Source organism: Hylemonella sp. GW821-FHT10B10 (genome assembly GCF_059415585.1).
The window spans coordinates 32,051-56,952 of record NZ_JBWKNN010000005.1; the positions used below are offsets into that span (position 1 = coordinate 32,051).

The following is a 24,902-nucleotide window of genomic DNA, read 5'->3' on the forward strand; positions in this document are numbered from 1 at the left end:
CATGCGACTCGGCACTGCCAACTCCTACGACCGCACCCTGCTCAACCTCACGACACGTCAGGCCGACCTGGCCGACCTGCAGGAAAAGCTCTCCGCCGGCAAGAAGGTGCTGCGCGCCAGCGACGACCCCACGGGCGCAGCCCAGGCCGAACGCTCCCAGACACGGCTGACCCGTGTGGAGATCGAACAGCGTGCCCTGGCCCTGCAGAAGAACTCCATGAGCCTGGCCGAATCCACCCTGGGTGACGCCCAGGGCCTGATGCAGCAGATCCGCCAGCTGTCGGTCCAGGCGGGTGACGCCACGCTCACTCCCGCAGACCGCCGCAGCCTGGCCCAGGAAATGCGCAGCCTGCGCGAGCAACTCTTCACCTACGCCAACAAGCAGGACAGCAACGGCGTGCCGCTGTTCGGTGGCCTGGGCAGCGCCAACGCGCCCTTCGTCGACCTGACCACCGGTGTGACCTTCAACGGCATCCCGGGCCAGCAGGCCGGCGGCCCGGTGAGCATTCCCTCCGCCATGGACGGGCAGACCGTGTTCATGAATGTACCCACGGGTAATGGCGTGTTCAACCTCGACCTCGGTCTCTCCAATCTGGCCGCAGTGCCCACGGCATTGGGCACCGCCCGAGCCGCGCTGGTCCCGGCCCGGGCCACCAACACGACCAACACCGGTCAGGCCTGGACCGACGTCGGCAAGGTCGTCAACCCCGCAGCGCTGACAGGACAGAACTACACGCTGGCCTTTAACGTCACACCCAATCCGCTGGGGGCGGCTCTGCCACCCACCATCACCTACGACGTCTATCGCTACGACCCGGTGACGGATCCCACGGGCGCCGCTGCTGTGCCGGTGCTCGCCAACCAAGCCTATGTCGATGGCCAGGACATCGTCTTTGACGGCATGTCCTTCATAGCCCGCGGTGTGCCCGCCAACGGCGACACCCTGGCCATCAGCGCGAGCACGCGCACCGATGTCTTCGCTGTGGTCGACGCAGCCATCGCCGCCATCGACGGCAAGCCCAACGGCAATGTGCTCACGCACAACAACTCCCTGGCCCTGTCCCAGCTCGACAGCGCCATGGATCGCCTGCAGTCCGCGCGCGGCACCGCTGGCGAACTGCTCAAGCGCGGCGACATCATCGACAACAACCAGGAAGACAAGACCATCCAGCTCGAGGCAGACCGTTCACGCGCCGAGGACATGGACATGATCAAGGGCATCTCGCAGTTCCAGACCCAGCAGACCGGCTACAGCGCGGCGCTGCAGACCTACGCCCAGATCCAGCGCCTCTCGCTGTTCAACTACATCAGTTGAACCCGGGCCCTGTCCACACTGACTTCTTGAACGCACCGCGCGCGACGGTATGAGCGCCTCCGTCCTGGACCAGCTCACCCTGGCCTATCGCCTGCTGTGGAACCGCCGCCGCGACATTGCGGGGGTCGAACTGCGGGTCGAATCCCTGCCCGCCGCCCAAGGCCTCGACGCACGCCATCTGCTGGCCCTGCTGGACGAACTCTGGCCCACGCGCGCACCACAGCTGCTACTGTCCGTGCGCGATCCCGCGCTGCTGCTGGACCTGCTGGTGCACAGCCGGCCCGATGGCCCCTGGCTCCTGCTGCCCCCCGAAGTGTCGAATGACGCCGTGCTGCGCCCGCGCGCGCAGCAGGCCCAGGCGCGCGGCCTGCCCCTGCTCTGGCCCGATGCCCCAGGCCTGGCCGCGCCGGCCAGCGGACGGCCCGGCCGCTACCACCTCGACCAGGCCGACAGCCTGGCGCCGGGGCAGATCCTGTACGCACCCGCCAGCCGGGCGCAGGCCGCCGGCGCGCTCGACCAGCGCGAGGCCTGGGCCGTGGCCGACTGGCCCGTGGACGATGTGCTGCGCGAACTGCAAGCTGCAGCACGGCTGCCCGACCGCACCGCGATCAGCCGCGTGGTGCGTGCCATCGAGCAGGACGCCTCGCTGGACCGCATCGAGGCCCTGCTCTGTGCCGAGCCCGTGCTGAGTTACCGTTTCCTGCAGCACGTCAACACCACCGCCTCACAACAACGTGGCTCGATCGACACCCTGTACCAGGGTTTGCAGGTCTGGGGCCTGCGCCATGTGCAGGCTTGGCTGCTGGACCAACTGACCCAGGCCGGCGACGCCATCGATCTGCAGCCTGTGCGCCGGGCCATGGTCGCGCGGGCGCGACTGGTCGAGCAGCTGCTCGACCCCGGTGACGAAGAAGACCTGCGGCGCGAGGTCTATCTCTGCGGCCTGTACTCGCAACTCGATCGCCTGCAGGGTGAGGCCCTGGCCACCGTTCTGCCGCGCCTGCCTCTTTCACAACGCATCCTGCAGGCCCTGCTGGAACACAGCGGCCCTTATCACCCGGCCCTGCAGTTGGCACGCGCGCTCGAATCGGCCGCCCCGCGCGGCGCGCGCCTGCTGGGCGAAAGCTACGGTTATGCGCCGCAGGACGTGAACCGCGCACTGCTGCGCAGCCTGGCCGGGCTAGGCGGCTGAGCCCCCGCGTGCCGCGAGCTCGTCACGCACGCGCGCAAACACCTTCCAGAACGCCGCTTCCTGCGTGGTCGCGAAGTTGATGCGCATCAGCGTGCTGCTCTGGCGGCCGGCATGGAAGAGCGCGCCCGGCGCCAGCAGATACCCTTCGTCGAGCATGCGCTGCGCCAGCAGGTCCGTGTCGATGCCCGTGTCCACCCAGCCGAACAGCCCGGCCGGCGGCGCGGCAAAGGTGCAACCGTGGGCCAGCGCCAGCTTGACACTGCGCGCACGCGCCTGGTCCAGCCGGCTGCGCACGCGCTCGGCGTGGCGGCGCAGCTGCCCCTGGTCGATGCACCAGGCCAGCGCCTGCTCCAGCAGGCCCGGCGTGGTCAGCGTCGACAGCAGCTTGGTGTTGAGCAGGCGCTCAACCAGGGGCGCGGGCGCAGCCAGGTAGCCGATGCGCCAGCCCGGCGCGAGGATCTTGGCGAACCCGCTGACGTAGACGGTGCGCTGCAACTCGTCGAGCGCGCACAGGCGTGTAGCCTGCTCGGGCGCCAGGTGGCTGTAGGTGTCGTCCTCGACCACGTGGAAGTCGTGCGCGGCCGCCAGCTGCAGCACACGGTGCGCGCTGCCCGGCGTGAGGCTGTAACCCGTGGGGTTGTGCAAGACGCTCACGCTCACAAAAAGCCGGGGGCGGTGTTCCTCGCAGTAGCGCGCCATTACTGCCAGGTCCGGCCCCTCGGGGCCGCGCGGCACCGGCAGGATGTGCATGCCCAGAGCGCCCAGGCGCGCGAACTCGATGGCCCAACCAGGCTCTTCCACCATGACCGGCTCTCCGGCGCGCAGCAAGGTGCGGCTCACAATGTCCAGCGCGTGCGAGGCCCCCACCGTGGTGATGATCTGCGCCGATGTGGCCTGGATGTTGAGGCCGGCCAGCTTCTGCGCCAACGCCTGACGCAGGCCGGCGTCACCGGCCGGGTCGCCGTACTGCAGGGACAGGGCCTTGAGGGAGGCCGGCCCCGTAACACGGCGCACAGCCGCGGCCATGAAAGGCGTCTCCAGCCAGTCGGGTGGGAACACACCGGTACCGGGCTGCGGCCGGTCGCCGCGGCCCTGGAACATGGCGCGGATCAGGGCGGTTGCATCCACCGGCGCCGGCGCGGCAGCCCCATCTGCAAGAGCCACCCGGCGCGAGGCCGGCGTGGGCTCGCGCACGAAGAAGCCGCGGTTGCGCCGCGCCTCCACCAGGCCCTGGGCCAGCAACTGGTCATAAGCCGCGACCACGGTGGACGGGCTCACGCCCTGCTGCGCGGCGCACAACCGCACCGAAGGCAGGCGGCTGCCCGGTGCCAGCAGCCGGTCACGGATGCGCTGGGCGTAACGGCCGGCCAGTTGCTCGGCCAGTGAGAGAGAAGCTCCCGGGGTCAGCATGCGTCCTCCTGCGACACCACACTGTGCTGCCTGCAACAACAATACAGTTTGGTCATTTGTTCATGAAACTGTACTGCAAGTGTGCTGATGCACGGACTAAAGTCAAGTCCATGAACTCTCCCAGTCCTGACGCGGCGCGCACCGGCCTGGCCCTCGGCCTGCTGGGCGTGCTGGTCTTCGCCCTGACCCTGCCCATGACCCGCCTGGCCACGGGCACGCCCGACGCCCCGCAGCTCCCGGGCCTCTACATCGCCACGGGCCGCGCCGTGGTGGCGGCCGTGTTATCCGCCCTCTTCCTGCTGGCCCTGCGCGCACCCTTGCCGCGCCGCGCCGACTGGAAGCCGCTGGGCCTGGTCGCACTCGGTGTGGTCTTCGGTTTCCCCATCTGCACCTCGATCGCCATGCGGCATGTGGAGGCCGTGCACGCCAGTGTGATCGTCGGTGTGCTGCCCCTGGCCACGGCCGCCGTAGGGGCGCTGCTGCAGCGCCAGCGCCCCTCGGCCGGCTTTTGGCTCTGCGCGCTGGCCGGCACGGCACTGGTGCTGACCTATGCGGTGCTGCGCTCGGGCAGCGCGGGCCTGGCGCTGCACCCGGCCGACGGGCTCCTGTTGCTGGGCATGCTCGCCGCCGCCCTGGGCTACGGCTACGGCGCACGCCTGGCGCAGCACCTGCCCGCGGAACAGGTGATCTGCTGGGCTTTGTTGCTCTCCCTGCCCCTGACGCTGCCGCTCACCCTGTGGACCTGGCCCACCACAGCGGTCTCGGCCGCGGCCTGGGGCGGTTTCGCCTACGTCGCCGTGTTCTCCATGTGGCTGGGTTTCTTCGCCTGGTACAAAGGCCTGGCCCTGGGTGGCACGGTGCGCGTGAGCCAGTCACAGCTGCTGCAGCCCTTTCTCTCCATGCTCTTCGCCGTCCCCCTGCTGGGCGAAACGCTCGACGCCCTCACGCTGGGTTTCGGCCTGGCCGTGATCGTCGTGGTCTTTGCCGGGCGCAAAATGTCAGTCGGCACAACCCGTTCCCGCGCCCCAGAACCAGAAGGAAACCCCCCATGAAACCGAGCACCCCCTCCACCTCGCCCTGGGTGCTGTCCGAGCGGGCCGCGCTGATGAACCCCTCGGTGCTGCGCGAACTGCTCAAGCTCACCGAGCAGCCCGGCATCATCAGCTTTGCCGGTGGGCTGCCATCGCCCAAGACTTTCCCGGTCGCGGAATTCGAGCAGGCCTGCGCACGCGTGCTGCGCGACGACGCCCACGCTGCCCTGCAATATGCGGCCAGCGAAGGCTACGGCCCGCTGCGCGAGATAGTGGCCGCCGGCTTGCCCTGGAAGGTGGACCCCGCCCAGGTGCTCATCACCACCGGCTCGCAGCAGGGCCTGGACCTGGCCGCCAAGGTGCTGATCGACACCGGCAGCCGCATCCTGGTGGAGACGCCCACCTACCTCGGCGCCCTGCAGGCCTTCGCGCCCATGGAGCCGCAGGTGCATAGTGTGGCCAGTGACGACGAGGGCGTGGACATCGCCGCGCTGCGTGCGGTCCAGGCCGCTGGCACGCCAGCGCGTTTCATGTACGTGCTGCCCAACTTCCAGAACCCGAGCGGCCGCATGATGAGCGAGGCCCGGCGTGCCGCGCTCAGCGCCACCGCGGCCGAGCTGGCCCTGCCCCTGCTCGAGGACAACCCCTATGGCGAACTCTGGTTCGACCAGCCGCCCCCGGCGCCGCTGACGGCGCGCAATCCGGACGGCTGTGTCTACCTCGGTTCCTTTTCCAAGGTGCTGGCACCCAGCCTGCGCCTGGGCTACCTGGTCGCGCCCAAAGAGGTATTTCCCAAGCTGCTGCAAGCCAAACAAGCCGCCGACCTGCACAGCCCGGGCTTCAACCAGCGCGTGGTGGCCGAAGTCATGAAAGACGGTTTCCTCGATCGCCATGTGCCGCGCATCCGCGCACTCTACAAGTCGCAGCGCGATGTGATGCTGGCCGCGCTGGCGCATCACATGCCCAAGGAGGTGAGCTGGAACCGGCCCGTGGGCGGCATGTTCCTCTGGGCCCGCCTGCCCGCAGGCCTGGACGCCGCGGCCCTCCTGCCCAAGGCGGTGGCGCGCGGCGTGGCCTATGTGCCGGGCGCGGCCTTCTACGCTGGCGCCCCCGATGCACGTACCCTGCGCCTGTCCTTCGTCACGGCCAGCGCCGAAGAAATCGAACGCGGCGTGAGTGCGCTGGCTGCCGTGATTCGGGAGCACATGACATGACCACCCATCGCGCCTACAAGCAGGTTGACGTCTTCACGACCACGCCTTACTGGGGCAACCCCCTGGCGGTGGTGCTCGACGGCAGCGGCCTGAGCGAAGACGAGATGCAGCGTTTCGCGCGCTGGACCAATCTCTCCGAAACCACCTTTGTGCTGCCGCCCACGCAGGCCGGTGCCGACTACCGCGTGCGCATCTACACCCCGGGTGGTGAACTGCCGTTTGCCGGCCACCCCACGCTGGGCAGTTGCCACGCCTGGCTGGAGACCGGCGGCGCACCGAAGAACAGGGACCTCATCGTGCAGGAATGCGCCGTGGGCCTGGTCCCCATCCGCCGGGCCGGCCAGCACCTGGCCTTCGCCGCACCGCCACTCACACGCAGCACCCCCGCGCCCGCGTTGCTGGTCCAGATCACCCAGGCCCTGGGCCTCCGGGCTCAGCAGATCATCAGCGCGCAGGTGCTGGACAACGGCCCCCGCTGGCTGGGCCTGCTGCTCGACAGCGTCGACACGGTGCTGGCGCTGGAACCTGAACACCAGCGCTTGCGTGAACTCGGCCAGAAAGTCGGCGTGGCCGCGCTCGCGCAAGACAGCGGTGCCGTGCAGCTGATCGCGCGCAGCAGCCGCGAGACCCGCGCCTTTGCTGAACACGCCGCCGATGCCCCCCTGCTGGCCGAGCCTGACCTGGAAGTGCGGGCCTTCGCCGCACCCGTGGGCATCAGCGAAGACCCGGTCACCGGCAGCCTCAATGCCAGCCTGGCCCAGTGGCTCATGGCTGAGGGCCGGCTGCCAGCACGCTACGTGGCCGCGCAAGGCACCTGCCTGGGCCGGGCCGGGCGCGTGCTGCTGGAGCGCGATACGCAGGGCCAGGTCTGGGTCGGTGGCCAGGTGCAGACCTGCATCACGGGGAGCGTCTTGTTGTGAGTGCACAGCTCGACCACCTGGTGGTGATCGCGTCCTCGCTGGCTGAAGGCGTGGCCTGGTGCGAGGCCACACTGGGTGTGACACCGGGCCCGGGCGGCCAGCACGCGCTGATGGGCACGCACAACCGGCTCTTCAGCATCGCCAGCCCCGCCTTTCCGCTGGCCTATTTCGAGATCATCGCCATAGACCCTGCGGCGCCGCCCCCGGCACGCCGGCGCTGGTTCGACATGGACGACCCCGCACTGCAGGAACGCTTGCGGCGCGACGGCCCCCAGTTTGCGCACTGGGCGGCGCGCGTGGACGATGCGCAAGCTGCCGTGGCGGTGCTGAAGACGCAGGGCATCGATCGCGGCACGGTCATTGCCGCATCACGTCCCACCCTGCAGGGCCTGCTGCAATGGCAGATCACGGTGCGCGAAGACGGGCAGCGCCTGATCGACGGTGCCCTGCCCACGCTGATCCAGTGGGGCGCCGTGCATCCGGCCGCCGCCATGCCGGCCAGTGGCATCACCCTGGCGTCCTTCGCCTTGCAGCACCCCCGGGCTGACGCACTGGCGACGGCCTGTCGCGCACTGGACCTGCCGGGCATATCCGTGCAGGCCGGTCCGGCGCAGCTGCGGGCGCAACTGCGTACGCCTCGCAGTTTGATCGAAATTTGCTCCTGATTTAATAGCAAGCCATCAGTCCCTTGGGCGACTGCGCCGGCGCGTCGTCCTTGTCAAAATGACCGGCATGGGAACCCTCTACCTTGTGCGCCACGGCCAGGCCTCTTTCGGCGCCGCCGACTACGACCAGCTCAGTGAACTCGGCCGCAAGCAGAGCGAGTGCCTGGGTCGTTACTGGCGCGAACGCGGCATCACCTTCGATGCCGTGCTCACCGGCACGCTGCGCCGTCACGCGCAGACCTGGGCCGGCATCGCTGCGGGCGCGGGCTACGACCAGCAGGTGTTGGCCCTTGACGGCCTCAACGAATACGACAGCGAGGCCGTGATCGCGACCATCCATCCGCATCCGCTGCAGAAACCCGACACGCCCGAGATGTACCGCCACCATTTCCGCCTGCTGCGCGACGGCCTGCGCCAATGGATGAATGGCGTGGTCAGCCCCAGGGGCATGCCCAGCTACACAGACTTTCTGGCCGGCGTGACCGGCGCGCTGGACCATGTGCGCAAGAACCATGAGGGCAATGTGCTGATCGTCTCCAGCGGCGGGCCGATCTCCACCGCTGTGGGCCATGTGCTGGGCACCACGCCCGAAACGACGATCGAACTGAACCTGCGCATACGCAACAGCGCGGTCAGTGAATTCAACTACAACCCGAAGCGTCACAGCCTGCTGAGCTTCAACACCCTGCCGCACCTGGACCATCCGGACCGTGCGGACTGGGTGACCTACTCCTGAAGGCCGACTGCCAGGGGTATGCCGCCGTGTCCTAAACTGGCGCCATGCAACATCCCACACCACCCACGCTGGAATTTTTCGCCGAATTGTCCGTTACGGTGGACCGGCCCCAGGAAGTCGGCCAGACCGTACATGGTGTGCGCCGCCTCATCCCCATCCTGGGCGGCGAAGCCCGCGGCTTGGGCTGGACCGCGCGCGTGCTGCCGGGCGGTGCCGATTTCCAGCTCATCGTCAATCCGCGCCTGGCAGAACTCGACGCGCGTTATGTGCTGGAAACCGATGCGGGCGACCTGATCTACGTGCAGAACCGGGCCGTGCGTGCGGCCGAGCCCGAGGTGATGCGCCGGCTCATCCGTGGCGAGGCCGTCGACCCGCAGTTGATCTACTTCCGCTGCAGCCCGAGCTTCGAGACCGCATCGCCCGCACTGGGCTGGATCAGCGAGCGGCTCTTCGTCGGCACGGGCGTGCGCCGCCCGGACCGCGTCGAGATGCAGTTCTTCACCGTAGCCTGAGTTGCGCGACGCAGGAACTCACCGGCGCATCAGCCCGCGGTAACCCGCGAGCAGCAGGAGTTCCGGATAGGCGACCAACCCGCGCAGCAGGCGCAGCAAGGCACTGCCGGCCAGCTGCGCGGCCGCGTGCAGATCCCCCAGCGTGTGCAGCAGCGGCTCGCGCTGCTGCTGCGATGCGCGCTGTGTGGCAGGCAGCCACTCGAAGCTCAGCACGTCCTGGTCCAGCGACTCGAGCACCAGATGCCGTCCGGGCGCCACCGCCAGCTGGTCACCGACGAGCAGGAAATAGTCCCCCGCGTCAGGACCGTGTCCGCTGGGCCGTTCATCGAGCGTGATCCAGGCCCAACCCTCGCGTATGCGCAACATGCCCGCGCTGCGCGGGCGCAGGCTCAGCACCTGGCCGGCCGCCAGATTCCAGCATCGCGCGACACCGATCGCGTCGAATGATTGTTGCAATTCGTGATCGCCGAGGGATGCCATGACTAACTCCTTTTGAGAGTGTTCGGCATTGCATCATCAGCAAAATCCGCTGGCCCGTCTAATGAAATCCGGGTAGGCTATTGATTCGCAAAGCGCATCAATCAAGCCCCCACCGGTATCCCCATGTCGCCCACCGATTTCTCGCCTCGCACCCGTCCCATCGGGGTGGGCCAGCTGCGCGCCTTCGAGGCCGTGGCCCGGCATCTGAACTTCCGCGCCGCCTCGGAAGAACTGGCGCTGACCCAGAGCGCGGTGACGCGCCAGATCCAGGCTCTGGAGGACGAGGTGGGCGTGAGCCTGTTCTTGCGCCACACGCGCGCAGTGGAACTCACGGCTGCTGGGGCACAGCTGTTGCAGGCCGTGCTGCCCTCGCTGGAGCGCATGGACAGCGCGGTGCGTCAGATCCGGCGCAGCGCCGGGCGCAAGAGCGTGGCCATCAGCACCTGGGCCTCCTTCGCGTCCATGTGGCTGATCCCGCGGCTCGAAGCTTTCCAGAGCCAGCACCCCGACATCGATATCCGCATCGATGCCTCGGATGCGCTGGTCGACCTCGACACCGCCGACGTCGATCTGGTGCTGCGCTACACCCAGGCCTCCAACGTGCCCGCGCACGCCGTGCACCTTTTCGACGAACAGCTCACCCCGGTGGTCAGTCCCTGGCTGCTCAAGAAGGGCCGCCCCCTGCAACGCGCCGAGGACCTGGCCCAGTTCACGTTGATCGAGGCCAACGAGGCCCAGCACAGCCAGCCCATGACCTGGCTGACCTGGCGCCACTGGCTCGACGTCTACCGTCTGCGCAAGCTCGAGCCCAAGCGTTGGCTCTACTTCGGCTACGCCTACCAGATCGCGCAGGCTGCCCTCGCCGGCCAGGGCGTGGCGCTCACGCGCATGCCTCTGGTGGCCGACAGCCTGCGTTCAGGCGATCTGATCGAGGTGCTGCCCGGCATGCGCCTGGACTCGCCCATGGCCTACTGGCTCATTGCCGCGCCACACAGCCACGCGCGGCCCGAGGTGCAGGCTTTTTGCGAATGGCTTGCGGGACAGGCGGCACAGACGCGGCAGGCGATCAGCAAGGACCGCTGAGGCTGTGTCGAATAAGTCCTGGCTCAGGCCGCAGCGCCGACAAGCGCCGAGAGTTCACGCACCAGCAGGGTCGGATCCGGGGAGTTACGTTCGATCAGCTGGCGCAGGTGCGTCACGCTGTCGAGGTCGATGTGCAGGCACTGCAGGCCCAGCTGGCTGCCCCGCACACGCGTGACCGCCACGTCCATGGCGATGTAGGTGACGGGAGAGAGCTGCAGACGCAGGCGGCCGCGCATGCCCACGGGGCAGGGCAGGGCCGCACCCATGTCGACCAGCGCTCCCTTGAGGGAGACATCAAGCACCTGGACCTCGCGCATATACCCCGCGAGATTGAGCCGGGCCGGCGCCTGGTACACCGAACGCAGGAAACGGCGGTAGGCCATGGAACGGTTCAAAACGGGCACTGCCTCGACCACGTCGACGGGCTCGGGGCGGGTGGCGAATTTTTTCCAGGTCTTGAACATGGGTGTCGCCCTTTCTGTGTTGTGCTCTCACGCTGTCGCAGTTGCTGCGTCTATTGTCCGGGCCACACGCTGCAAAAGCACAGGGAACGCCAGTGGAAAACACATAAAAATCAGACTGTTACGCGCGCATCACGGCAGCCCATGCGCTTAGGGGCGACACTTGAGAAATCGCTTGAAGTGTGGCGTCTTCGGAGCGCAACACTCGAAAAATGGGCGCTTGCCTTAAGCCCTGCGATGACCTATGAACGAGGTTTTCGCTGCCGGAAATCATCGGGCCACCCCGTACTTCGCAGCGCGACACGCCGGCTTTTCGGGTCCAATACGGCCATGAACCCGATGCAAGACACCGATGCCCGCCTGACCGAGCTGGAGATCAAGGCCAGCTATGCCGAAGATCTGCTGGAGCAGCTCAACACCACGATCTACCGGCAACAGCAGCAGATCGAACAGTTGCTGCGCGAGGTCGTGGGCCTGCGCCAGCAGCTGCCCGAAGGCAGCCAGCCCGTGCTGCGCAGTCTGCGCGACGAGCTGCCACCCCACTACTAGGGTCTGTTCAGTATTGCTTGTAGGGCAGGAACTTGCCCGATAGCACCACGTTGACACGGTCGCCCTTGGGGTCGGCCTGGCGCTGGATGTCCATGCTGAAGTCGATGGCGCTCATGATGCCGTCGCCAAACTCCTCGTGGATCAGCTCCTTGATCGTGGTGCCGTAGACGTTGACGATCTCGTACCAGCGGTAGATCAGCGGGTCGGTCGGCACGGCGGTTTCCAGCGAGCCCTTGTAGGGCACGACCTGCAGCCACTTCTGCTCTTCTGCGGTGAGGCCGAAGATCTTGGCGACCACCTTGGCCTGCTTGGCGTCGAAGGTCATCTGGCCCAGGCAACCGGCCGTGACCCACTCCTTGCTCAGGCCGACCTTCTTGGCCACGTCTTCCCATTTGAGGCCCTTGCTCACCTTGACGGTGATGATCTTCTCGGTGACGTCGTTGCGGTTCATGTGAACTCCTTCATCTTGTGGTTGGGGGAAAGCAAAAATGGGTCAATGCGCCGTGGCCCGCGTGACCAGGAAATCCACGATGTGGTTGCGCAGCTCGTAATAGCCGTCCAGGTGGTGCAGGCCGGCACGGCTGCGCTCGCGCGGCAGCGGGTTGACCACCACCTCGGCGATACCGCCGGGCGTGTAAACGCCCTCATGCTCGCTGCCATTGCTCATGAGCAGGATGCGATCGGCCAGCAGGATGGCCTCGTCCACGTCGTGCGTGATCATGAAGACGGTCTGCTGCGTCTGGCGGACGATGCCCATGAGCTCGTCCTGGATGGTGCCACGCGTGAGCGCGTCTAGCGCGCCGAAGGGTTCGTCCAGCAGCAGCATCTTGGGGGCAATGGAGAAGGCCCGGGCGATGCCCACACGCTGTTTCATGCCACCTGAGAGTTCGCTGGGTTTCTTGTCGATGGCGGGGCTGAGACCCACCATGGCGACGAACTTCTCGACATGGACGTTGACCTTGGCCGCCGGCCATTCGGGCCAGCATGAACGAACGGCGAAGGCGATGTTCTGGCGCACCGTGAGCCAGGGCATGAGAGCATGGCCCTGGAACACCACACCACGCTCCAGGCTGGGACCCACCACCTCCCGGCCGTCCATGAAGACCAGGCCCGAGCTGGCCGTGTCCAGGCCGGCCAGCACATTGAGGATGGTGGTTTTGCCGCAACCCGAATGACCGATGATGCAAACGAACTCACCCTTGTCCAGCGCGAAGGACACGTCGGCGAAGACGGGCCGCTCGGCCACATAGGCCTTGGCCAGTTTTTCGATCTTCAGGAACCCGCTCACGGCGTTTCACTCCACATAGGACACGGCTTTCTGCAGCTGGCCGAAGAGCAGGTCCAGCAGCATGCCCACCACCCCGATGACCAGGATGGCGAAGATCACATTGGTGAGCGAGAGGTTGTTCCACTCGTTCCAGACGAAGTAACCGATGCCCGTGCCGCCCACCAGCATCTCGGCGGCCACGATGACCAGCCAGGCGATGCTCATGCTGATGCGCATGCCCGTCACGATGGTGGGTGCCGCCGCAGGCAAGACCACGAGGAAGGCCAAGCGCTGCGGACTGACCTCCAGCGTGGCCGCCACATTGAGCCAGTCGCGCCGGACCGAAGCCACGCCGAAGGCGGTGTTGATCAGCATGGGCCAGAGCGAGCAGATGAAGATCACGAAGATGCCGCTGACCGACGAGTCCTTGATGGTGTACAGCGCCAGCGGCATCCAGGCCAGCGGGCTGATGGGCTTGAGCACCTGGATGTAGGGGTCGAAGGCGCGGCGCAGCAACGGCGACATGCCGATCACGAAACCCAGCGGAATCGCCACCAGGCAGGCCAGGCCGAAGCCCAGCCCCACGCGGCCCAGTGAATGGGCCAGCTGGATGGCGATGCCCTTGTCATTGGGACCGTTGTCGTAGAAAGGGTTGCTGAGCTGCTTCCAGGCCGCTTGCGCGATCTGCAAAGGGGTGGGGAAGCCCGCCTGCTTGCCCGAACCCGCCGTGAGCGCACCCGGGTCCTTGCCCATCATCTTGAGGTACTCGATCTGCTCGGGGGTCAGGTTGGCCGCGGAGGCAGGCGGGGGCGCGCCCGCATCGGGCAGCGTGGCCGCGCGCCAGCCTGCCAGCAGCAGCACCAGAAGCAGCAGCGAGACCAGCGCCGCGCGGAAGCCCAAGGTCTGCCAGAGCTTCATGCGGCCACCTTGTGGATGGGGAAGCTGCGCACATACTCTTCAGGCTTGGCGGAATCAAAGGTGCGTCCCATGACGCGGATCCTGCGTGTGGTGCCTTCCGGGGCGCGCCAGCCCATCGCGGCCATCTGCCGCTTGGCGTCGGTGAGCATGAAGACTTTCTCTGCGATCTGCGCGTAGTCCACATCGCCCTTGATATAGCCCCAGCGCTTCATCTGGGTCAGCATCCAGACGGCCATGCTCTGCCAGGGCACAGGGTCGAACAGGGCGCGGTCAGGTACAGAGCGGGTGTTGCCCAGGCCGTCAGGGAAATTGCCGGTCAGCACCTGCGCGATCACTTCCTCAGGCTGGTTGAGCAGCGAAGGCGGTGCAATCAGCTTGGCAATCTGGGCTCGGTCTGTCGAGACGCTGGCGATGAAGGATGCGCCGATGACCGCCCGGAACAGGGCCGCAAAGCTGTTGGGGTACTGCGCGATGAAGGCATCGCTCACGCCGAAAGCGCAGCAGGGGTGCCCGTCCCAGATGTCCTTGGACAGCAGGTGGATGAAACCCACCCCGTCAAATACCGCGCGCTGGTTGAAGGGGTCGGGACCGAGAAAGCCGTCGATCTCGCCCTCCTTGAGCTTGGCCACCATCTGCGGCGGCGGCACCACCACGATCTGAACGTCGGTATCTGGATTCACACCGTTTTCCGCCAGGTAGTACCGGAGCAGGAAGTTGTGCATGCTGTACTCGAAGGGCACGCCCAACTTGAAGCCCTTCCAGCTGCGCGGTTCACGGCGGTTCACATGCTTGCGTGCCAACGTGATGGCCTGCCCGTTGACGTTCTGGATGGTGGCCACCGAGGTGGGTGCGGCGGCCGAACCCAGCCCCAGGCCCATGGCCAACGGCATCGGGCTCAGGAAGTGCGAGGCGTCATGCTCCTTGTTGAGCACCTTCTCGCGGATCGCGCCCCAGCCCGCGGTCTTGACCAGCTCGACGCGCAGGCCCTGATCGCGGTAGTGGCCCAGGGGCTCGGCCATCAGCAGCGGCGTGGCGCAGGTGATGGCGATGAAGCCAACCTTGAGATCCCGCTTCTCGGGCGGACGCGTCTCCTGCGCCAGGGCCTGCAAGGTGCCCAGCGGGACGATGCTGGCGATGGCGGCCATGGCGGTGCGTCGGCCCACGGCCCTGAGGAAGAGGCGTCGCTCGGCGTCGCGCGGAAAGATGGCCTTGACCAGCGCGGCCTCCATGAAAGACAGGGCGTGCGCTTCGGCGCTGCTTACAGACGCAGTGTCGTGTTCATGCGGCGCGTGGGGCTGCCCGCAGGCGCATTGCAGGTTCAGCGGGCGTTCGGCGTCGTAGGGATCGTGCATGGGGCCTCGTCGTGCTCGCTCAGACCGCCTTGCGGATGGGGAAACTCGCGGCGTACTCGGCCGCCTTGGCCGGATCGAACTCGCGCCCCATGACCTTGAACCGTGGGTAGGCGCCGTCAGGCAACTTCTGGTCGAGCGACTTCATGTGCTTCTTGGCATCGGTCAGCAGGAAGACCTTCTCGGCGATCTGCTTGTAGTTCACATCACCCTTGATGTAGCCCCAGCGCTGCATCTGCGTGAGCATCCACACCGCCATGCTCTGCCAAGGCATGGGGTCGAAGTCGGCGCGGTCGGGCACGTTCTGGATATTGCCCAGGCCGTCGGCGAACTTGCCGGTCAGCACCTGCTGCAGCACCACCTCGGGCTGGTTCAGGTACTGGGTGGGCGCGATGACCTTGGCGATGAGCTCGCGGTTCTCGGGCTTGCGCGCCATGGCCGCGGCCGTGAGCACCGAGCGGTACAGGGCCGCAAAGGTGTTGGGGTTCTTCTGGATGAACTCGGTGCTGGTGCCGAAGGCGCAGCAGGGGTGGCCGTTCCACAGGTCCTTGGTCAGCAGGTGGATGAAACCCACTTCCTCGTAGACCGCGCGCTGGTTGAAGGGGTCGGGACCGAGAAAGCCGTCGATATTGCCGGCGCGCAGATTGGCCACCATCTCGGGCGGGGGCACCACGCGGATCTGGATATCGGTATCGGGGTTCAGCCCGTGCTCCGCCACGTAGTAACGCAGCAGGAAGTTGTGCATCGAGTAGTCGAAGGGCACGGCAAACTTGAACCCCTTCCAGTCCTTGGGATCGCGCTTGTCCTTGTGCTTGAGCGCCAGCGTGATGGCCTGGCCGTTGGTGTTCTGGATCGTGGCCACGTTCATGGGCGTGGCATTGGAGCCCAGGCCCAGGCTGATGGCCAGCGGCATGGGGCTCAGGAAATGCGTGGCGTCGTATTCCTTGTTCAGCATCTTGTCGCGGATCAGCGCCCAGCCCGCGGTCTTCACCACCTCCACGTTCAGCCCCTGCTGGCGGTAGAAACCCAGCGGGTGGGCCATGATCAGCGGCGTGGCGCAGGTGATCGGGATGAAACCGATCTTGAGATCTTTCTTCTCCAGCGTCCCCTTCTCTTGCGCCATGGCCTGCAGACTGGCCACGGGCAGCACGCTGGCGATGGCCGACATGGCCGCGCCCTTGCCGACCGCACGCAGGAAACGGCGGCGCAACGCGTCCTGCGGAAACAGGGCCTTGACCAGGGTGGCCTCAATGAATTCCTGGCTGTAGGCCTCGAAGTCGGCCGTCTCGCTGCGCGCCCGCAGGGTGGCAGCCGCCTGCCCGGCAGCGGCCTCGGCCTGGTGCTCGGCCACCGTGTGGTCACGCCCGCAGCTGCACTTGAGCATCAGCGGACGATCAGCGTTGTAGGGATCGAAGTAGGTCGTCATGGCATCACCTCCTGGGGCTGGGATGCCAATGTGTATGCAAATGTCGGGCCAGCTTGTGTACAAGAAAAGGTCATGTACGTGCACATGTCTGGTGCACGGCCGGCACCGCACTGCGGCTAGGGCGCACCCGGCAGGGCGCTCAAGTCATCGTAGGTGGGGAGGCCCGCAGCGGACGGTGCCGCAAGCGGCCGTCAGGCGGCGTCGCGCCCCTGGGCGACCAGGGTCGCCAGATCACGCTCCAGCAGGGCCGGGTCGTCCACGTTGTGTTCGACCAGCTGGCGCAGGTGGGTCATGCTGTCGAGGTCCAGGCGCTCGCAGTGCAGACCGACATGGCGACCTTCGACGTGCGCCACGGTGGTGTCCATGAGGATGGTCGCATGCGGTGCCAGCTTCAGGACCAGGCGACAGTTCTCGCCCACCCGCCCGCCCCAGCTGGCCGCGACCTCAACCAGAGCGCCTTTGAGCGAGATGTCGTGCAGGTAGCCCAGACTTTCCTGTTCGCCCAGCCGCAAGCGCACCGGGGCATGGAACACGGAACGCAGGAAAAGACGGCGATCGGTGGTGGTGTTCAAGGGCGGCTCCTGATCCTGGAACGGATAGGGGGAGTATCCGCAGGGGCGAGGAGGCTGTCAAACCCGCCAGCCGGCCGGTTTCAGCCGCGCAAACCCATGCGCGTCAGCCAGTCTTCCAGCGGCTGCGGCTGGGAGAACAGATAACCCTGCATGCGATCGCACTGATTGGCCTTGAGGAAATCGGCTTGGGCACGGTTCTCCACGCCCTCGGCCACCACTTCCAGGCCCAGGTGCCGCGCCATGGAAAGTATGGAACTCACGATGGCGGTGTCGTTGACATCGTGCGGTGTGTCCTGCACGAAGCTGCGGTCGATCTTGAGTTCGAACAGGGGCAGGCGCTGCAGGTAACTCAGGCTGGAGTAACCGGTGCCGAAATCGTCGATGGAAAAGCGTATGCCCATTTGCACGAGTTCGCTGATGCGGCGCAGGGAGTTGTCCCAGTCCTGGATGAACAGGCTCTCGGTCACCTCGAAGACCAGTTGCCGGGCCGGCGCACCGGTGCTTTTCAGGATGGCGCGCACGCGCGGCACGAAATCGTCACTGCGGAACTGGCGCGCGCTGACGTTGACCGAAAGGGACTGCGTAAGTCCCGCGCGCTGCATGCGCGCCAGCGTCTGGCAGGCCTGTTCGATCACCCACTCGCCCAGCGGCAGGATCAGGCCGGTTTCTTCGGCCAAGGGGATGAACCGCATGGGCGGTACCAGACCGCGCGTGGGATGCTGCCAGCGCAGCAGCAGCTCGCCCGCCACTTCGGAGCCGGCCGTGTCCACCTGGGACTGCACGTGCAGGCGCAACTGGCCGGAGGCCAGCGCCTCCTTGAGTTCCTGCTCCAGCGCCAGCCGCTCCTCGACCTCGTGTTGCATGGTCATTTCGAAGAAGGCGATGCGGTTGCGCCCCGCGGATTTGGCGCGGTACATGGCGGTGTCGGCTTCGCGCAGCAGGTCGTCGAGCTGCTGGCCGGCCTTGGGAAAGAGGCTGATGCCGATGCTTCCCGTGCTGGTGTAACTGAAGTTGTCGATCAGGTGGGGCCGGTCCAGCGTGGCACGCACTTTTTCGGCCACGGCCATGGCGGCGCGCGCGCTGGCATCGACGTCCTGCCCCAGTTCGTTGATCAGCAGCACGAACTCGTCGCCTCCGATGCGTGCCACCGTGTCCTCGGCACGCAGCAGGGCCTGCAGGCGTTTGGCCACTTCGGTCAGCAGGTGGTCGCCCACCGAATGGCCACGCGCGTCGTTGATCTGCTTGAAGTTGTCGAGGTCGACGAACATCACGGCCCCGTACTGGCGGTTACGCCGCGCCAGGGCCAGGGCCTGCTCGACGCGGTCACGCAGCAGGGTACGGTTGGGCAGGCCGGTCAGGGCGTCGAAGTAGGCGAGCTGGAAGGTGTGGGCCTCGGCCTCCTTGCGCTCGGTGATGTCGGTGTTGAAGCCGTGCCAGAGCGTGCCGCCGTCGGCCAGACGCTCGGGTTGGGCATTGCACAGGCGCCAGCGCAGTCCCTGCTCGGGCAGGATCACCCGGTACTCGACGCGCCAGGGCTCCAGGGTCTCGGCCGAGACCTGGATCGAGTCAAGCACCCGCTGCAGGTCATCGGGATGGATGCGCTGCAGGGCCAGGGTCGCGTCCTCGCGCACGGACTCGGGCGTGACCTCGTAGATCGCACGAATGCCTTCGCTGGCGAACGGGAAACTCAGATGGCCGCCGGCATCCAGGTGGAACTGGTAGAGCGAGCCGGGCACGTGCCGGGCCAGGTTGTTGAGCAGCGTCACCTGGGTCTGCAGATCGTGCTGCCAGCGCAGACGCTCGGTGATGTCGCGGAACACGATGCTGCTGAGCCACTGTCCATCGTGATCGTGGTACAGCGCGGAGGTGAGCTCCACCTCGAACAGCGTGCCGTCGCCGCGCCGCATGCGCAGCTCGCCACGGGCCTGGCCCTCGCGCTGGCGCACGTCCAGCAAGGCCTGCAGGCGGGGATCCTGCAGATCGAGCACCCCGATTCGCCCACGCTGGCGTATCTCGTCCTCGCTCATGCCCAGCATGGCGCAGGCAGCGGCGTTGGCCGCCAGGACTTCGCCGCCGGGCCGGGTCTGCAGCACGCCGTCCAGGGTGTAATCGAACAGCCTCTGGTAGCGGTCCACCGCCAGCTGCAACTGGGACTGCTTCTTGCGCAACTCCAGCTGCGCCACCACCTGCCGCGCCAGCAGGGCCAGTATCTGGCGCTGCTTCGGACTGAACTCGTGCGGCTCCCGGTCGATCACGCACAGTGTGCCCAGGGCCTGACCATCAGGCATGAGCAAGGGCGCCCCTGCATAAAAACGGATGTACGGATCGGCCGTGACCAGCGGGTTGTCACGAAAACGCGGGTCGGTGCTGGCGTCGGGCACGACCATGACCTCGTGCGGCCGCTGGATGGCCACACTGCAAAACGACATGCTGCGCGGCGTCTGGCTCGGATCGAGGCCCACGCGTGACTTGAACCACTGCCGCTCTTCGTCGACCAGGCTGACCAGGGCGATCGGCATGCCCAGCCATTCGGACGCCAGGCGCGTGAGCTCGTCAAAGTCCAGCTCGGGCGGCGTGTCCAGCACGGCGTAGCTGCGCAGCGACGCCATGCGTCGCTCCTCGGCCAAGAACTCGTCGGTGACAGGGCTGGCCAGGTCGTTCATGGATCAGGGTGGCGGGGCCAATGTGTCCGCTGGCAGGCGGTCGATCTCGGCCAGCAAGGCGGCCAGCGCTCGGCCGGCGGCATCCAGCACGGCACGGCCCTGCTGCGCCGTGGCCGCGGCCGCGTTGCCCACGGCCCCGGCCGGGTTGTAGTCCTGCATCTGCCAGCCCAGCTTGGCGCTCTTGCCATTGCCCAGGATGGGAAATTTCTGCGCGCGCTGCTGGGAGGCTGAAACGAAGTTCTGCGCCTGCGCCATGGCCACTCGCTCAGGCTTGAGCGCCAGCATCATGGCGGTTTCGATCTGCCCGGCATGGATGCCAAAGCGGTGTTCCTCGGCAGAAAACTGACCCTCGACCTCGGCGCCCAGCGGCAGGTTGAACCAGTTCACGCTGTAGACCAGCAGACCCAGCCGCGCGCGCAGGTCGCGCGCCACGATGTCCATCACCCCGACCTGGCCACCGTGCGAATTCAGCAGCACCAGCTTTTTGACACCCGCCCGCGCCACCGATTCGCCGATGTCCGTCCACAGGCTGATGACGGTGTGCGCGGACAGGGTGAGCGTGCCGGGGTAGGCCTGGTGCTCGGGGCTCAGGCCCACGGCCTGGGTCGGCAGGAAGAGCACGGGCAGGTCGGCCTGCAGGTGCGGCAGCGTGGCGGCCACCACGCCGTTGGCCAGGTCTGTGTCCACGCTCAGCGGCAGGTGCGGCCCGTGCTGCTCGATGGCCGCCACAGGCAACACGGCGATGGCGCGGCCAGTGTCGAGCCGCGCGAAGTCGCGCGTGGACAGGTCGGCCCAGTAGGGGGAGGGGGTGGCAGGTGTAGCCATCCTTCTATCTTAGGGCCTCCGGCCTCCGGGGCCGTACCACCGGCACCACGGCCTTCAGCGCGCGTACATCCAGCGGCGCGACCAGGGCAGGCCGTGGGCCTGGCGACCCGCCTTGGTGCACAACACTTGGTAAAGCGAGATTTCGTCGTGCTCGAAGGCCCACTGGCAACCGGCCAGATAGACCCGCCAGATGCGCCAGCGCCGCTCGCCCACCATGTCGCGCAGCCTGTGGCCGGCCGCCTCGAAGGCCTGGCTCCACAGCCCGGTGGTGCGCGCGTAGTGGCGGCGCAGGCTCTCCACGTCCAGCGCCTCCAGGCCGCCAGCCTGCAGGGTCTTGAGCACGGTGCTGATGTGCGGCAGCTCTCCCTGCGGGAACACATAGCGGTCGATGAAACGGCCACCCCCATAGGCGGTCTCACCGTCGTTGGCGTCGGTCGAGGTGATGCCGTGGTTGAGCACCCAGCCATCGTCGGCCAGCAGGCCGTTGATGCAGGCGAAATAGCCCTCCAGGTGCTTGATGCCCACATGCTCGAACATGCCCACGCTGGTGATGCGGTCGAACTGGCCCTGCACGTCGCGGTAGTCCTGCAGGCGGATCTCCACCCGGTCCTGCAGGCCGGCTGCGCGCACCCGTTCCGTGGCCAGTTCGAACTGGCGCTGAGAAAGCGTGATGCCGGTGCAGCGCGCACCGAACTTGCTGGCGGCACGCATCACCAGCGCGCCCCAGCCACAGCCGATGTCCAGCAGGCGCTGGTTGGGCTGCAGCTGCAGCTTGGTCAGGATGTGGTCGATCTTCTTGATCTGCGCTTCCTCGAGGGTCTCGTCGCCGTTCTCGAAATAGGCGCAGGAATAGACCATGCGCGGATCCAGCCAGGCTTGGTAGAACTCGTTGGAGACGTCGTAGTGGTACTGGATGGCCGCGCTGTCGCTCTTCTGCGTGTGCTGGAAGTGGCGCGCGATGCGCGTGAGGCGGCTCTCGGTCCGACTCCCGGCTTCGGCCAGGCGGTGCGCCATCTCCAGGATGTCGTCCACGCTGCCGTCCACATCGACCAGGCCTTCGACATAAGCCTCGCCCAGACTGTCCAGCGAGGGGGACAGCAGCAAGGGCACCGCGCTGGCCTTGCGCACCCGCATCACGACCTTGGGGGTGGTGAAATCCCCCAGCCGCAGGCCCGAGCCGGGCGCCGGGTTCTCGCCCCATTGCACGAGCAGGGGCAGCTGGGTCTTGGACTTGAGCTGAGTCACCCAGGGGCTCAGGACTGTTTCCATGCTGGTCGCCATCATGATCATGAATCTCCCATCCAACGAGCGTTTCATGTACAGACCTGCGTGACGGCCTGTGGTCATCTTCCACGTATGCATTATTCGGACCAGAAACCGCATACGGAATTTGATAGTGTCTATGAGCCCTATAGGGAATTCAAGCCTTTCAGGCTTGGCTTATATTCGTGGCCAGCCCCATCCCCAGACAGGGCCCGTGGGGAACTTGCACCAGCCTGGCGCACTCCCATCTGTTTCCCTCACCTTGGCACCCATGACTTCTTTCCGGCTTCTGCGATCCCTGCTGGCCTCGCTTTTTACAGCCGCCACGCTTTACGCTCCGTGCGTCAGCGCACAGTTGACACCCCAGAAGTCGGTGGTCACCACGCCCCAGGCCCGCACCGAATTGCTGGCCCATGCGCCTGAGGGTGTGTCGGCCGGCCAGCCGGTCTGGGTAGGCCTGCAGATCGAGCACAAGGAGCACTGGCACACCTATTGGAAAAACCCCGGTGACTCCGGCCTACCCACCGAACTCGCGTGGACGCTGCCGCCCGGCGTCCAGGCCGGCGAGATCGCCTGGCCAATCCCCAAAAGAATCCCGGTCGGTCCCCTGGTCAACTACGGCTATGAAGGCACGCTGCTGCTGGCTGTGCCCCTGACCATCACCCCCGACTTCAAGCCGCCCCTGCTGGGCCAGGACCTCACCGTCAAGCTGCGCGCCAGCTGGCTGATCTGCAAAACCGAGTGCATCCCCGAGGAGGGCGAATACACCCTACGCATCCCGCTCAAGGGCTCCACCGCCCTGAACGGCACTGCCTTTGAAGCCGCACGCAAGGCCCAGCCCCGGGCGCTCGGCACCAACAAAAACAGCCATATCCAGATCGACGACCAGACCCTCAAGCTCAGCGTCGCCGGCCTGCCCGCCCAACTGCACGGCCAACAACTCAACGTCTTCCCCGAGACCGCCGAAGTCATCAACCCCGCAGCGCCCTGGCAACAAGGCTGGCAGGGCGCCGAGTGGACGGCCGAACTGCCGCTCATGGCGCAACGCAGCGCCAGCCCCAAGGTGCTGCCCGTGCTGCTGACCCAGGGCGGCCAGGGCTGGCGCGTCGAGCTGCCGGTCCAGGGCAAATGGCCGGCCGGCGCCGCGCCGACCCCCATTTCCCCGGCCCTGCAAGCCGCACTGGCCGCCAATGCCGCGAGCGTTGCACCGGCCGCACCATTGGGTTTCTACGCCGCGCTACTGGGCGCGCTGCTGGGCGGCCTCATCCTCAACCTCATGCCCTGCGTGTTCCCTGTGCTGGCCATCAAGGTGCTGAGCTTCACGCGCCATGCCGATGACCACCGCGGCCACCGCCTCAGCGGCCTGGCCTACACCGCCGGGGTCATCGTCAGCTTCGTAGGCCTGGGCCTGCTGCTGCTGGGCCTGCGCGCCGCGGGCCAGAGCCTGGGCTGGGGCTTCCAGCTGCAGAACCCGGCCGTGGTGGCGGCGCTCGCGGCCCTGTTCACCATCATCGCGCTCAACCTGGCCGGCGTGTTCGAGTTCGGCCAGTTCGCCCCGAGCTCGCTGGCGGCCTTCCAGGCGCGCCATCCGGTCGTGGATGCCTTCCTCACCGGCGTGCTCGCAGTGGCCGTGGCCTCGCCTTGCAGCGCCCCCTTCATGGGGGCCTCGCTGGGCCTGGCCGTCACGTTGCCGGCCGCGCAGGCCCTGTTGATCTTTGCCACGTTGGGCCTGGGTCTGGCCCTGCCCTATCTGGCGGCCAGCTTCGTGCCGGCCTTCGCGCGCCTGCTGCCCAGGCCGGGCGCGTGGATGGATGCGCTGCGCAAGTTCTTCGCCTTCCCCATGCTGCTCACCGTGGTCTGGCTGGTCTGGGTCATGGGCCACCAGAGCGGCATGAACGGTGCCGCGACCCTGCTGGTCCTGCTGGTCGCGCTCAGCGCGGTGATCTGGGCGTTCACGCTCTCCGGTCGCCTGCGCACGGTGCTGGCGGGACTGCTCATCGCTCTGGGGGGCTGGGGGGCCTGGGCGCTCGGTCCCTACATGTTCCAGGAAGAAGGCGCTGCCACCCTGCAGGCCAGCGGCGAGCGCTGGTCGCCCTGGAGTCCCGAGCGCCAGCAGGCCCTGCTGGCCGAGGGCAAGACCGTCTTCGTGGACTACACCGCCGCCTGGTGCGTGACCTGCCAGTACAACAAGCAGACCACACTGGCCGACGCCGAATTGCTGGCCGGCTTCGATACCAGGCAGGTCGTCATGCTGCGCGCCGACTGGACCCGGCGCGACCCGGCCATCACCGCTGCCCTGGCCCAGCTGGGTCGCAACGGCGTGCCGGTCTACGTCTTCTACCGCCAGGGGCGCGCGCCTTTGCTGCTGTCGGAGGTGCTGACCGTGAACGAAGTCCGCCAGGCCCTGGATACGCTCTAGTCTCGCCATCTGGGAGATCACCATGCCGCAACGCCTGTTTGTTTCAGTTTTCCTTCTGTGGGCCGCCCTGCTGGGTAACGCGCAAGCCATCACGGTGGGCCAGAGCGCACCGGACTTCACGCTCCAGGATGTCAGCGGCAAGACGGTGAAACTCAGCGACTACCGCGGCCGCCATGTGGTGCTTGAATGGAACAACCCGGGCTGCCCCTTTGTGCTCAAGCACTACCGCAGCGGCAATATGCAGGCCTTGCAGAAAGAGGCGGCGGCGAAGAACGTCGTCTGGCTGGCCATCAACTCCACCGAGACCGGACACGGCGACTACCTGAGCCCGGCCCAGCTGGGCCGCTGGATGCAGGAGCAGCAGGCCGCCCCCGGTGCCACCCTGATGGACGAGGAGGGCAAGGTGGGTCGGGCCTACGGCGCGCGGACCACACCGCACATGTACATCGTCGACCCGCAGGGCAGGCTGATCTATGCCGGCGGCATCGACAGCATCCCCTCGGCCCGCACCGACGACATCAAGACCGCCACCAACTACGTGCGCACCGGCCTGGCCGAGGCCCTGGCCGGCAAGCCCATCAGCCAGGCCAGCACCCGGCCTTACGGCTGCTCGATCAAGTACCGCTGAGACC

24 protein-coding genes are annotated in these 24,902 nt (G+C 67.0%); 12 read left to right on the forward strand and 12 right to left on the reverse strand.

Going from position 1 to position 24,902, the window contains the following annotated elements; translation table 11 throughout:
• Window position 1 precedes the first annotated feature (1 nt).
• Both flgL and AC07NT_RS17820 read left to right on the forward strand, forming a co-directional pair.
• Complete coding sequence (flgL, locus tag AC07NT_RS17815) at window positions 2-1,315, forward strand: flagellar hook-associated protein FlgL (protein ID WP_498600271.1); 1,314 nt, start codon at window positions 2-4, stop codon at window positions 1,313-1,315.
• Between the two features lie 49 nt (window positions 1,316-1,364).
• Complete coding sequence (locus tag AC07NT_RS17820; RefSeq protein WP_498600273.1) at window positions 1,365-2,507, forward strand: HDOD domain-containing protein; 1,143 nt, start codon at window positions 1,365-1,367, stop codon at window positions 2,505-2,507.
• On the opposite strand, the gene AC07NT_RS17825 is transcribed toward AC07NT_RS17820, so the two are convergent.
• The gene (locus AC07NT_RS17825; protein ID WP_498600274.1) at window positions 2,496-3,917 is read right to left on the reverse strand and encodes an aminotransferase-like domain-containing protein; all 1,422 of its coding nucleotides are present in this window, start codon (window positions 3,915-3,917) and stop codon (window positions 2,496-2,498) included. The two genes, AC07NT_RS17820 and AC07NT_RS17825, sit on opposite strands and share 12 nt — an antisense overlap.
• Window positions 3,918-4,027: 110 nt before the next feature.
• Between AC07NT_RS17825 and AC07NT_RS17830 the strand changes: the two genes are divergently transcribed.
• The 6 genes from AC07NT_RS17830 (at window position 4,028) to AC07NT_RS17855 (ending at window position 8,995) form a co-directional block, all read left to right on the forward strand.
• The gene (locus AC07NT_RS17830; RefSeq protein ID WP_498600275.1) at window positions 4,028-4,969 is read left to right on the forward strand and encodes a DMT family transporter; all 942 of its coding nucleotides are present in this window, start codon (window positions 4,028-4,030) and stop codon (window positions 4,967-4,969) included.
• Window positions 4,966-6,162 carry an aminotransferase-like domain-containing protein gene (locus AC07NT_RS17835; RefSeq protein WP_498600277.1) on the forward strand — a complete coding sequence of 399 codons (1,197 nt, stop codon included), beginning with the start codon at window positions 4,966-4,968 and terminating at the stop codon, window positions 6,160-6,162. The genes AC07NT_RS17830 and AC07NT_RS17835 overlap by 4 nt, the downstream gene beginning before the upstream one ends.
• Complete coding sequence (locus tag AC07NT_RS17840) at window positions 6,159-7,082, forward strand: PhzF family phenazine biosynthesis protein (RefSeq protein WP_498600278.1); 924 nt, start codon at window positions 6,159-6,161, stop codon at window positions 7,080-7,082. The genes AC07NT_RS17835 and AC07NT_RS17840 overlap by 4 nt, the downstream gene beginning before the upstream one ends.
• Window positions 7,079-7,747, forward strand: coding sequence for a VOC family protein (locus AC07NT_RS17845; RefSeq protein ID WP_498600280.1), 669 nt, complete (start codon window positions 7,079-7,081; stop codon window positions 7,745-7,747). Before AC07NT_RS17840 ends, AC07NT_RS17845 begins: the two co-directional genes overlap by 4 nt.
• A gap of 67 nt (window positions 7,748-7,814) precedes the next feature.
• Window positions 7,815-8,483 carry a histidine phosphatase family protein gene (locus tag AC07NT_RS17850; protein ID WP_498600282.1) on the forward strand — a complete coding sequence of 223 codons (669 nt, stop codon included), beginning with the start codon at window positions 7,815-7,817 and terminating at the stop codon, window positions 8,481-8,483.
• 44 nt (window positions 8,484-8,527) lie between these two features.
• Window positions 8,528-8,995, forward strand: a complete 468-nt coding sequence (locus AC07NT_RS17855; protein WP_498600283.1) for a DUF3237 domain-containing protein — start codon at window positions 8,528-8,530, stop codon at window positions 8,993-8,995.
• Window positions 8,996-9,013: 18 nt separating this feature from the next.
• Here the strand turns inward: AC07NT_RS17855 and AC07NT_RS17860 are convergent, their stop codons facing one another.
• Window positions 9,014-9,475 carry a DUF2917 domain-containing protein gene (locus AC07NT_RS17860; RefSeq protein WP_498600285.1) on the reverse strand — a complete coding sequence of 154 codons (462 nt, stop codon included), beginning with the start codon at window positions 9,473-9,475 and terminating at the stop codon, window positions 9,014-9,016.
• 123 nt (window positions 9,476-9,598) lie between these two features.
• On the opposite strand from AC07NT_RS17860, the gene AC07NT_RS17865 reads away from it, so the two are divergent.
• The gene (locus AC07NT_RS17865; protein ID WP_498600286.1) at window positions 9,599-10,558 is read left to right on the forward strand and encodes a LysR substrate-binding domain-containing protein; all 960 of its coding nucleotides are present in this window, start codon (window positions 9,599-9,601) and stop codon (window positions 10,556-10,558) included.
• A 23-nt stretch (window positions 10,559-10,581) separates the two neighbouring features.
• Here AC07NT_RS17865 and AC07NT_RS17870 read toward each other — a convergent pair whose 3' ends face one another.
• Window positions 10,582-11,022, reverse strand: a complete 441-nt coding sequence (locus tag AC07NT_RS17870; protein ID WP_498600287.1) for a PilZ domain-containing protein — start codon at window positions 11,020-11,022, stop codon at window positions 10,582-10,584.
• Window positions 11,023-11,349: 327 nt separating this feature from the next.
• Here AC07NT_RS17870 and AC07NT_RS17875 point away from each other — a divergent pair, with 327 nt between their 5' ends.
• Window positions 11,350-11,568 carry a SlyX family protein gene (locus AC07NT_RS17875; RefSeq protein ID WP_498600288.1) on the forward strand — a complete coding sequence of 73 codons (219 nt, stop codon included), beginning with the start codon at window positions 11,350-11,352 and terminating at the stop codon, window positions 11,566-11,568.
• Between the two features lie 7 nt (window positions 11,569-11,575).
• On the opposite strand, the gene cynS is transcribed toward AC07NT_RS17875, so the two are convergent.
• The 9 genes from cynS to AC07NT_RS17920 all read right to left on the reverse strand — a co-directional run bounded on the left by cynS (window position 11,576) and on the right by AC07NT_RS17920 (window position 21,857).
• Window positions 11,576-12,019 carry a cyanase gene (gene cynS / locus AC07NT_RS17880; protein ID WP_498600289.1) on the reverse strand — a complete coding sequence of 148 codons (444 nt, stop codon included), beginning with the start codon at window positions 12,017-12,019 and terminating at the stop codon, window positions 11,576-11,578.
• Between the two features lie 42 nt (window positions 12,020-12,061).
• Window positions 12,062-12,856: an ABC transporter ATP-binding protein gene (locus tag AC07NT_RS17885; protein ID WP_498600291.1), complete on the reverse strand. Its 795-nt coding sequence runs from the start codon at window positions 12,854-12,856 to the stop codon at window positions 12,062-12,064.
• Between the two features lie 6 nt (window positions 12,857-12,862).
• Window positions 12,863-13,753 carry a nitrate ABC transporter permease gene (gene ntrB / locus AC07NT_RS17890; protein ID WP_498600292.1) on the reverse strand — a complete coding sequence of 297 codons (891 nt, stop codon included), beginning with the start codon at window positions 13,751-13,753 and terminating at the stop codon, window positions 12,863-12,865.
• Window positions 13,750-15,105: a CmpA/NrtA family ABC transporter substrate-binding protein gene (locus AC07NT_RS17895; RefSeq protein WP_498600293.1), complete on the reverse strand. Its 1,356-nt coding sequence runs from the start codon at window positions 15,103-15,105 to the stop codon at window positions 13,750-13,752. Before AC07NT_RS17895 ends, ntrB begins: the two co-directional genes overlap by 4 nt.
• Window positions 15,106-15,124: 19 nt before the next feature.
• Complete coding sequence (locus AC07NT_RS17900) at window positions 15,125-16,528, reverse strand: CmpA/NrtA family ABC transporter substrate-binding protein (protein WP_498600295.1); 1,404 nt, start codon at window positions 16,526-16,528, stop codon at window positions 15,125-15,127.
• A gap of 191 nt (window positions 16,529-16,719) precedes the next feature.
• The gene (locus AC07NT_RS17905; protein WP_498600297.1) at window positions 16,720-17,100 is read right to left on the reverse strand and encodes a PilZ domain-containing protein; all 381 of its coding nucleotides are present in this window, start codon (window positions 17,098-17,100) and stop codon (window positions 16,720-16,722) included.
• 80 nt (window positions 17,101-17,180) lie between these two features.
• Window positions 17,181-19,763 carry a sensor domain-containing phosphodiesterase gene (locus tag AC07NT_RS17910; RefSeq protein ID WP_498600299.1) on the reverse strand — a complete coding sequence of 861 codons (2,583 nt, stop codon included), beginning with the start codon at window positions 19,761-19,763 and terminating at the stop codon, window positions 17,181-17,183.
• A gap of 3 nt (window positions 19,764-19,766) precedes the next feature.
• Window positions 19,767-20,588, reverse strand: a complete 822-nt coding sequence (locus tag AC07NT_RS17915; RefSeq protein WP_498600300.1) for a creatininase family protein — start codon at window positions 20,586-20,588, stop codon at window positions 19,767-19,769.
• Between the two features lie 54 nt (window positions 20,589-20,642).
• Window positions 20,643-21,857 (reverse strand): class I SAM-dependent methyltransferase, encoded by a 1,215-nt coding sequence (locus AC07NT_RS17920; RefSeq protein ID WP_498600301.1) that lies wholly within the window; start codon window positions 21,855-21,857, stop codon window positions 20,643-20,645.
• 265 nt (window positions 21,858-22,122) lie between these two features.
• Here AC07NT_RS17920 and AC07NT_RS17925 point away from each other — a divergent pair, with 265 nt between their 5' ends.
• Window positions 22,123-24,270, forward strand: coding sequence for a protein-disulfide reductase DsbD family protein (locus AC07NT_RS17925; protein WP_498600302.1), 2,148 nt, complete (start codon window positions 22,123-22,125; stop codon window positions 24,268-24,270).
• A gap of 22 nt (window positions 24,271-24,292) precedes the next feature.
• On the forward strand, window positions 24,293-24,898 hold the full coding sequence (locus AC07NT_RS17930) for a thioredoxin family protein (protein WP_498600303.1): 606 nt from the start codon (window positions 24,293-24,295) through the stop codon (window positions 24,896-24,898).
• The last annotated feature ends 4 nt before the right edge of the window (window positions 24,899-24,902 follow it).

Excerpts from the sequence above, each read along its gene's own strand:
- flgL (WP_498600271.1), top strand. The coding sequence starts at position 2 with ATGCGACTCGGCACTGCCAACTCCTACGACCGCACCCTGCTCAACCTC.
- AC07NT_RS17930 (WP_498600303.1), top strand. The coding sequence starts at position 24,293 with ATGCCGCAACGCCTGTTTGTTTCAGTTTTCCTTCTGTGGGCCGCCCTG.
- AC07NT_RS17830 (WP_498600275.1), top strand. The coding sequence starts at position 4,028 with ATGAACTCTCCCAGTCCTGACGCGGCGCGCACCGGCCTGGCCCTCGGC.
- AC07NT_RS17895 (WP_498600293.1), bottom strand. The coding sequence starts at position 15,105 with ATGCACGATCCCTACGACGCCGAACGCCCGCTGAACCTGCAATGCGCC.
- AC07NT_RS17925 (WP_498600302.1), top strand. The coding sequence starts at position 22,123 with ATGACTTCTTTCCGGCTTCTGCGATCCCTGCTGGCCTCGCTTTTTACA.
- ntrB (WP_498600292.1), bottom strand. The coding sequence starts at position 13,753 with ATGAAGCTCTGGCAGACCTTGGGCTTCCGCGCGGCGCTGGTCTCGCTG.
- AC07NT_RS17875 (WP_498600288.1), top strand. The coding sequence starts at position 11,350 with ATGAACCCGATGCAAGACACCGATGCCCGCCTGACCGAGCTGGAGATC.
- cynS (WP_498600289.1), bottom strand. The coding sequence starts at position 12,019 with ATGAACCGCAACGACGTCACCGAGAAGATCATCACCGTCAAGGTGAGC.
- AC07NT_RS17870 (WP_498600287.1), bottom strand. The coding sequence starts at position 11,022 with ATGTTCAAGACCTGGAAAAAATTCGCCACCCGCCCCGAGCCCGTCGAC.
- AC07NT_RS17865 (WP_498600286.1), top strand. The coding sequence starts at position 9,599 with ATGTCGCCCACCGATTTCTCGCCTCGCACCCGTCCCATCGGGGTGGGC.
- AC07NT_RS17910 (WP_498600299.1), bottom strand. The coding sequence starts at position 19,763 with ATGAACGACCTGGCCAGCCCTGTCACCGACGAGTTCTTGGCCGAGGAG.
- AC07NT_RS17825 (WP_498600274.1), bottom strand. The coding sequence starts at position 3,917 with ATGCTGACCCCGGGAGCTTCTCTCTCACTGGCCGAGCAACTGGCCGGC.
- AC07NT_RS17820 (WP_498600273.1), top strand. The coding sequence starts at position 1,365 with ATGAGCGCCTCCGTCCTGGACCAGCTCACCCTGGCCTATCGCCTGCTG.
- AC07NT_RS17860 (WP_498600285.1), bottom strand. The coding sequence starts at position 9,475 with ATGGCATCCCTCGGCGATCACGAATTGCAACAATCATTCGACGCGATC.
- AC07NT_RS17920 (WP_498600301.1), bottom strand. The coding sequence starts at position 21,857 with ATGGAAACAGTCCTGAGCCCCTGGGTGACTCAGCTCAAGTCCAAGACC.
- AC07NT_RS17900 (WP_498600295.1), bottom strand. The coding sequence starts at position 16,528 with ATGACGACCTACTTCGATCCCTACAACGCTGATCGTCCGCTGATGCTC.
- AC07NT_RS17850 (WP_498600282.1), top strand. The coding sequence starts at position 7,815 with ATGGGAACCCTCTACCTTGTGCGCCACGGCCAGGCCTCTTTCGGCGCC.
- AC07NT_RS17835 (WP_498600277.1), top strand. The coding sequence starts at position 4,966 with ATGAAACCGAGCACCCCCTCCACCTCGCCCTGGGTGCTGTCCGAGCGG.
- AC07NT_RS17840 (WP_498600278.1), top strand. The coding sequence starts at position 6,159 with ATGACCACCCATCGCGCCTACAAGCAGGTTGACGTCTTCACGACCACG.
- AC07NT_RS17855 (WP_498600283.1), top strand. The coding sequence starts at position 8,528 with ATGCAACATCCCACACCACCCACGCTGGAATTTTTCGCCGAATTGTCC.
- AC07NT_RS17915 (WP_498600300.1), bottom strand. The coding sequence starts at position 20,588 with ATGGCTACACCTGCCACCCCCTCCCCCTACTGGGCCGACCTGTCCACG.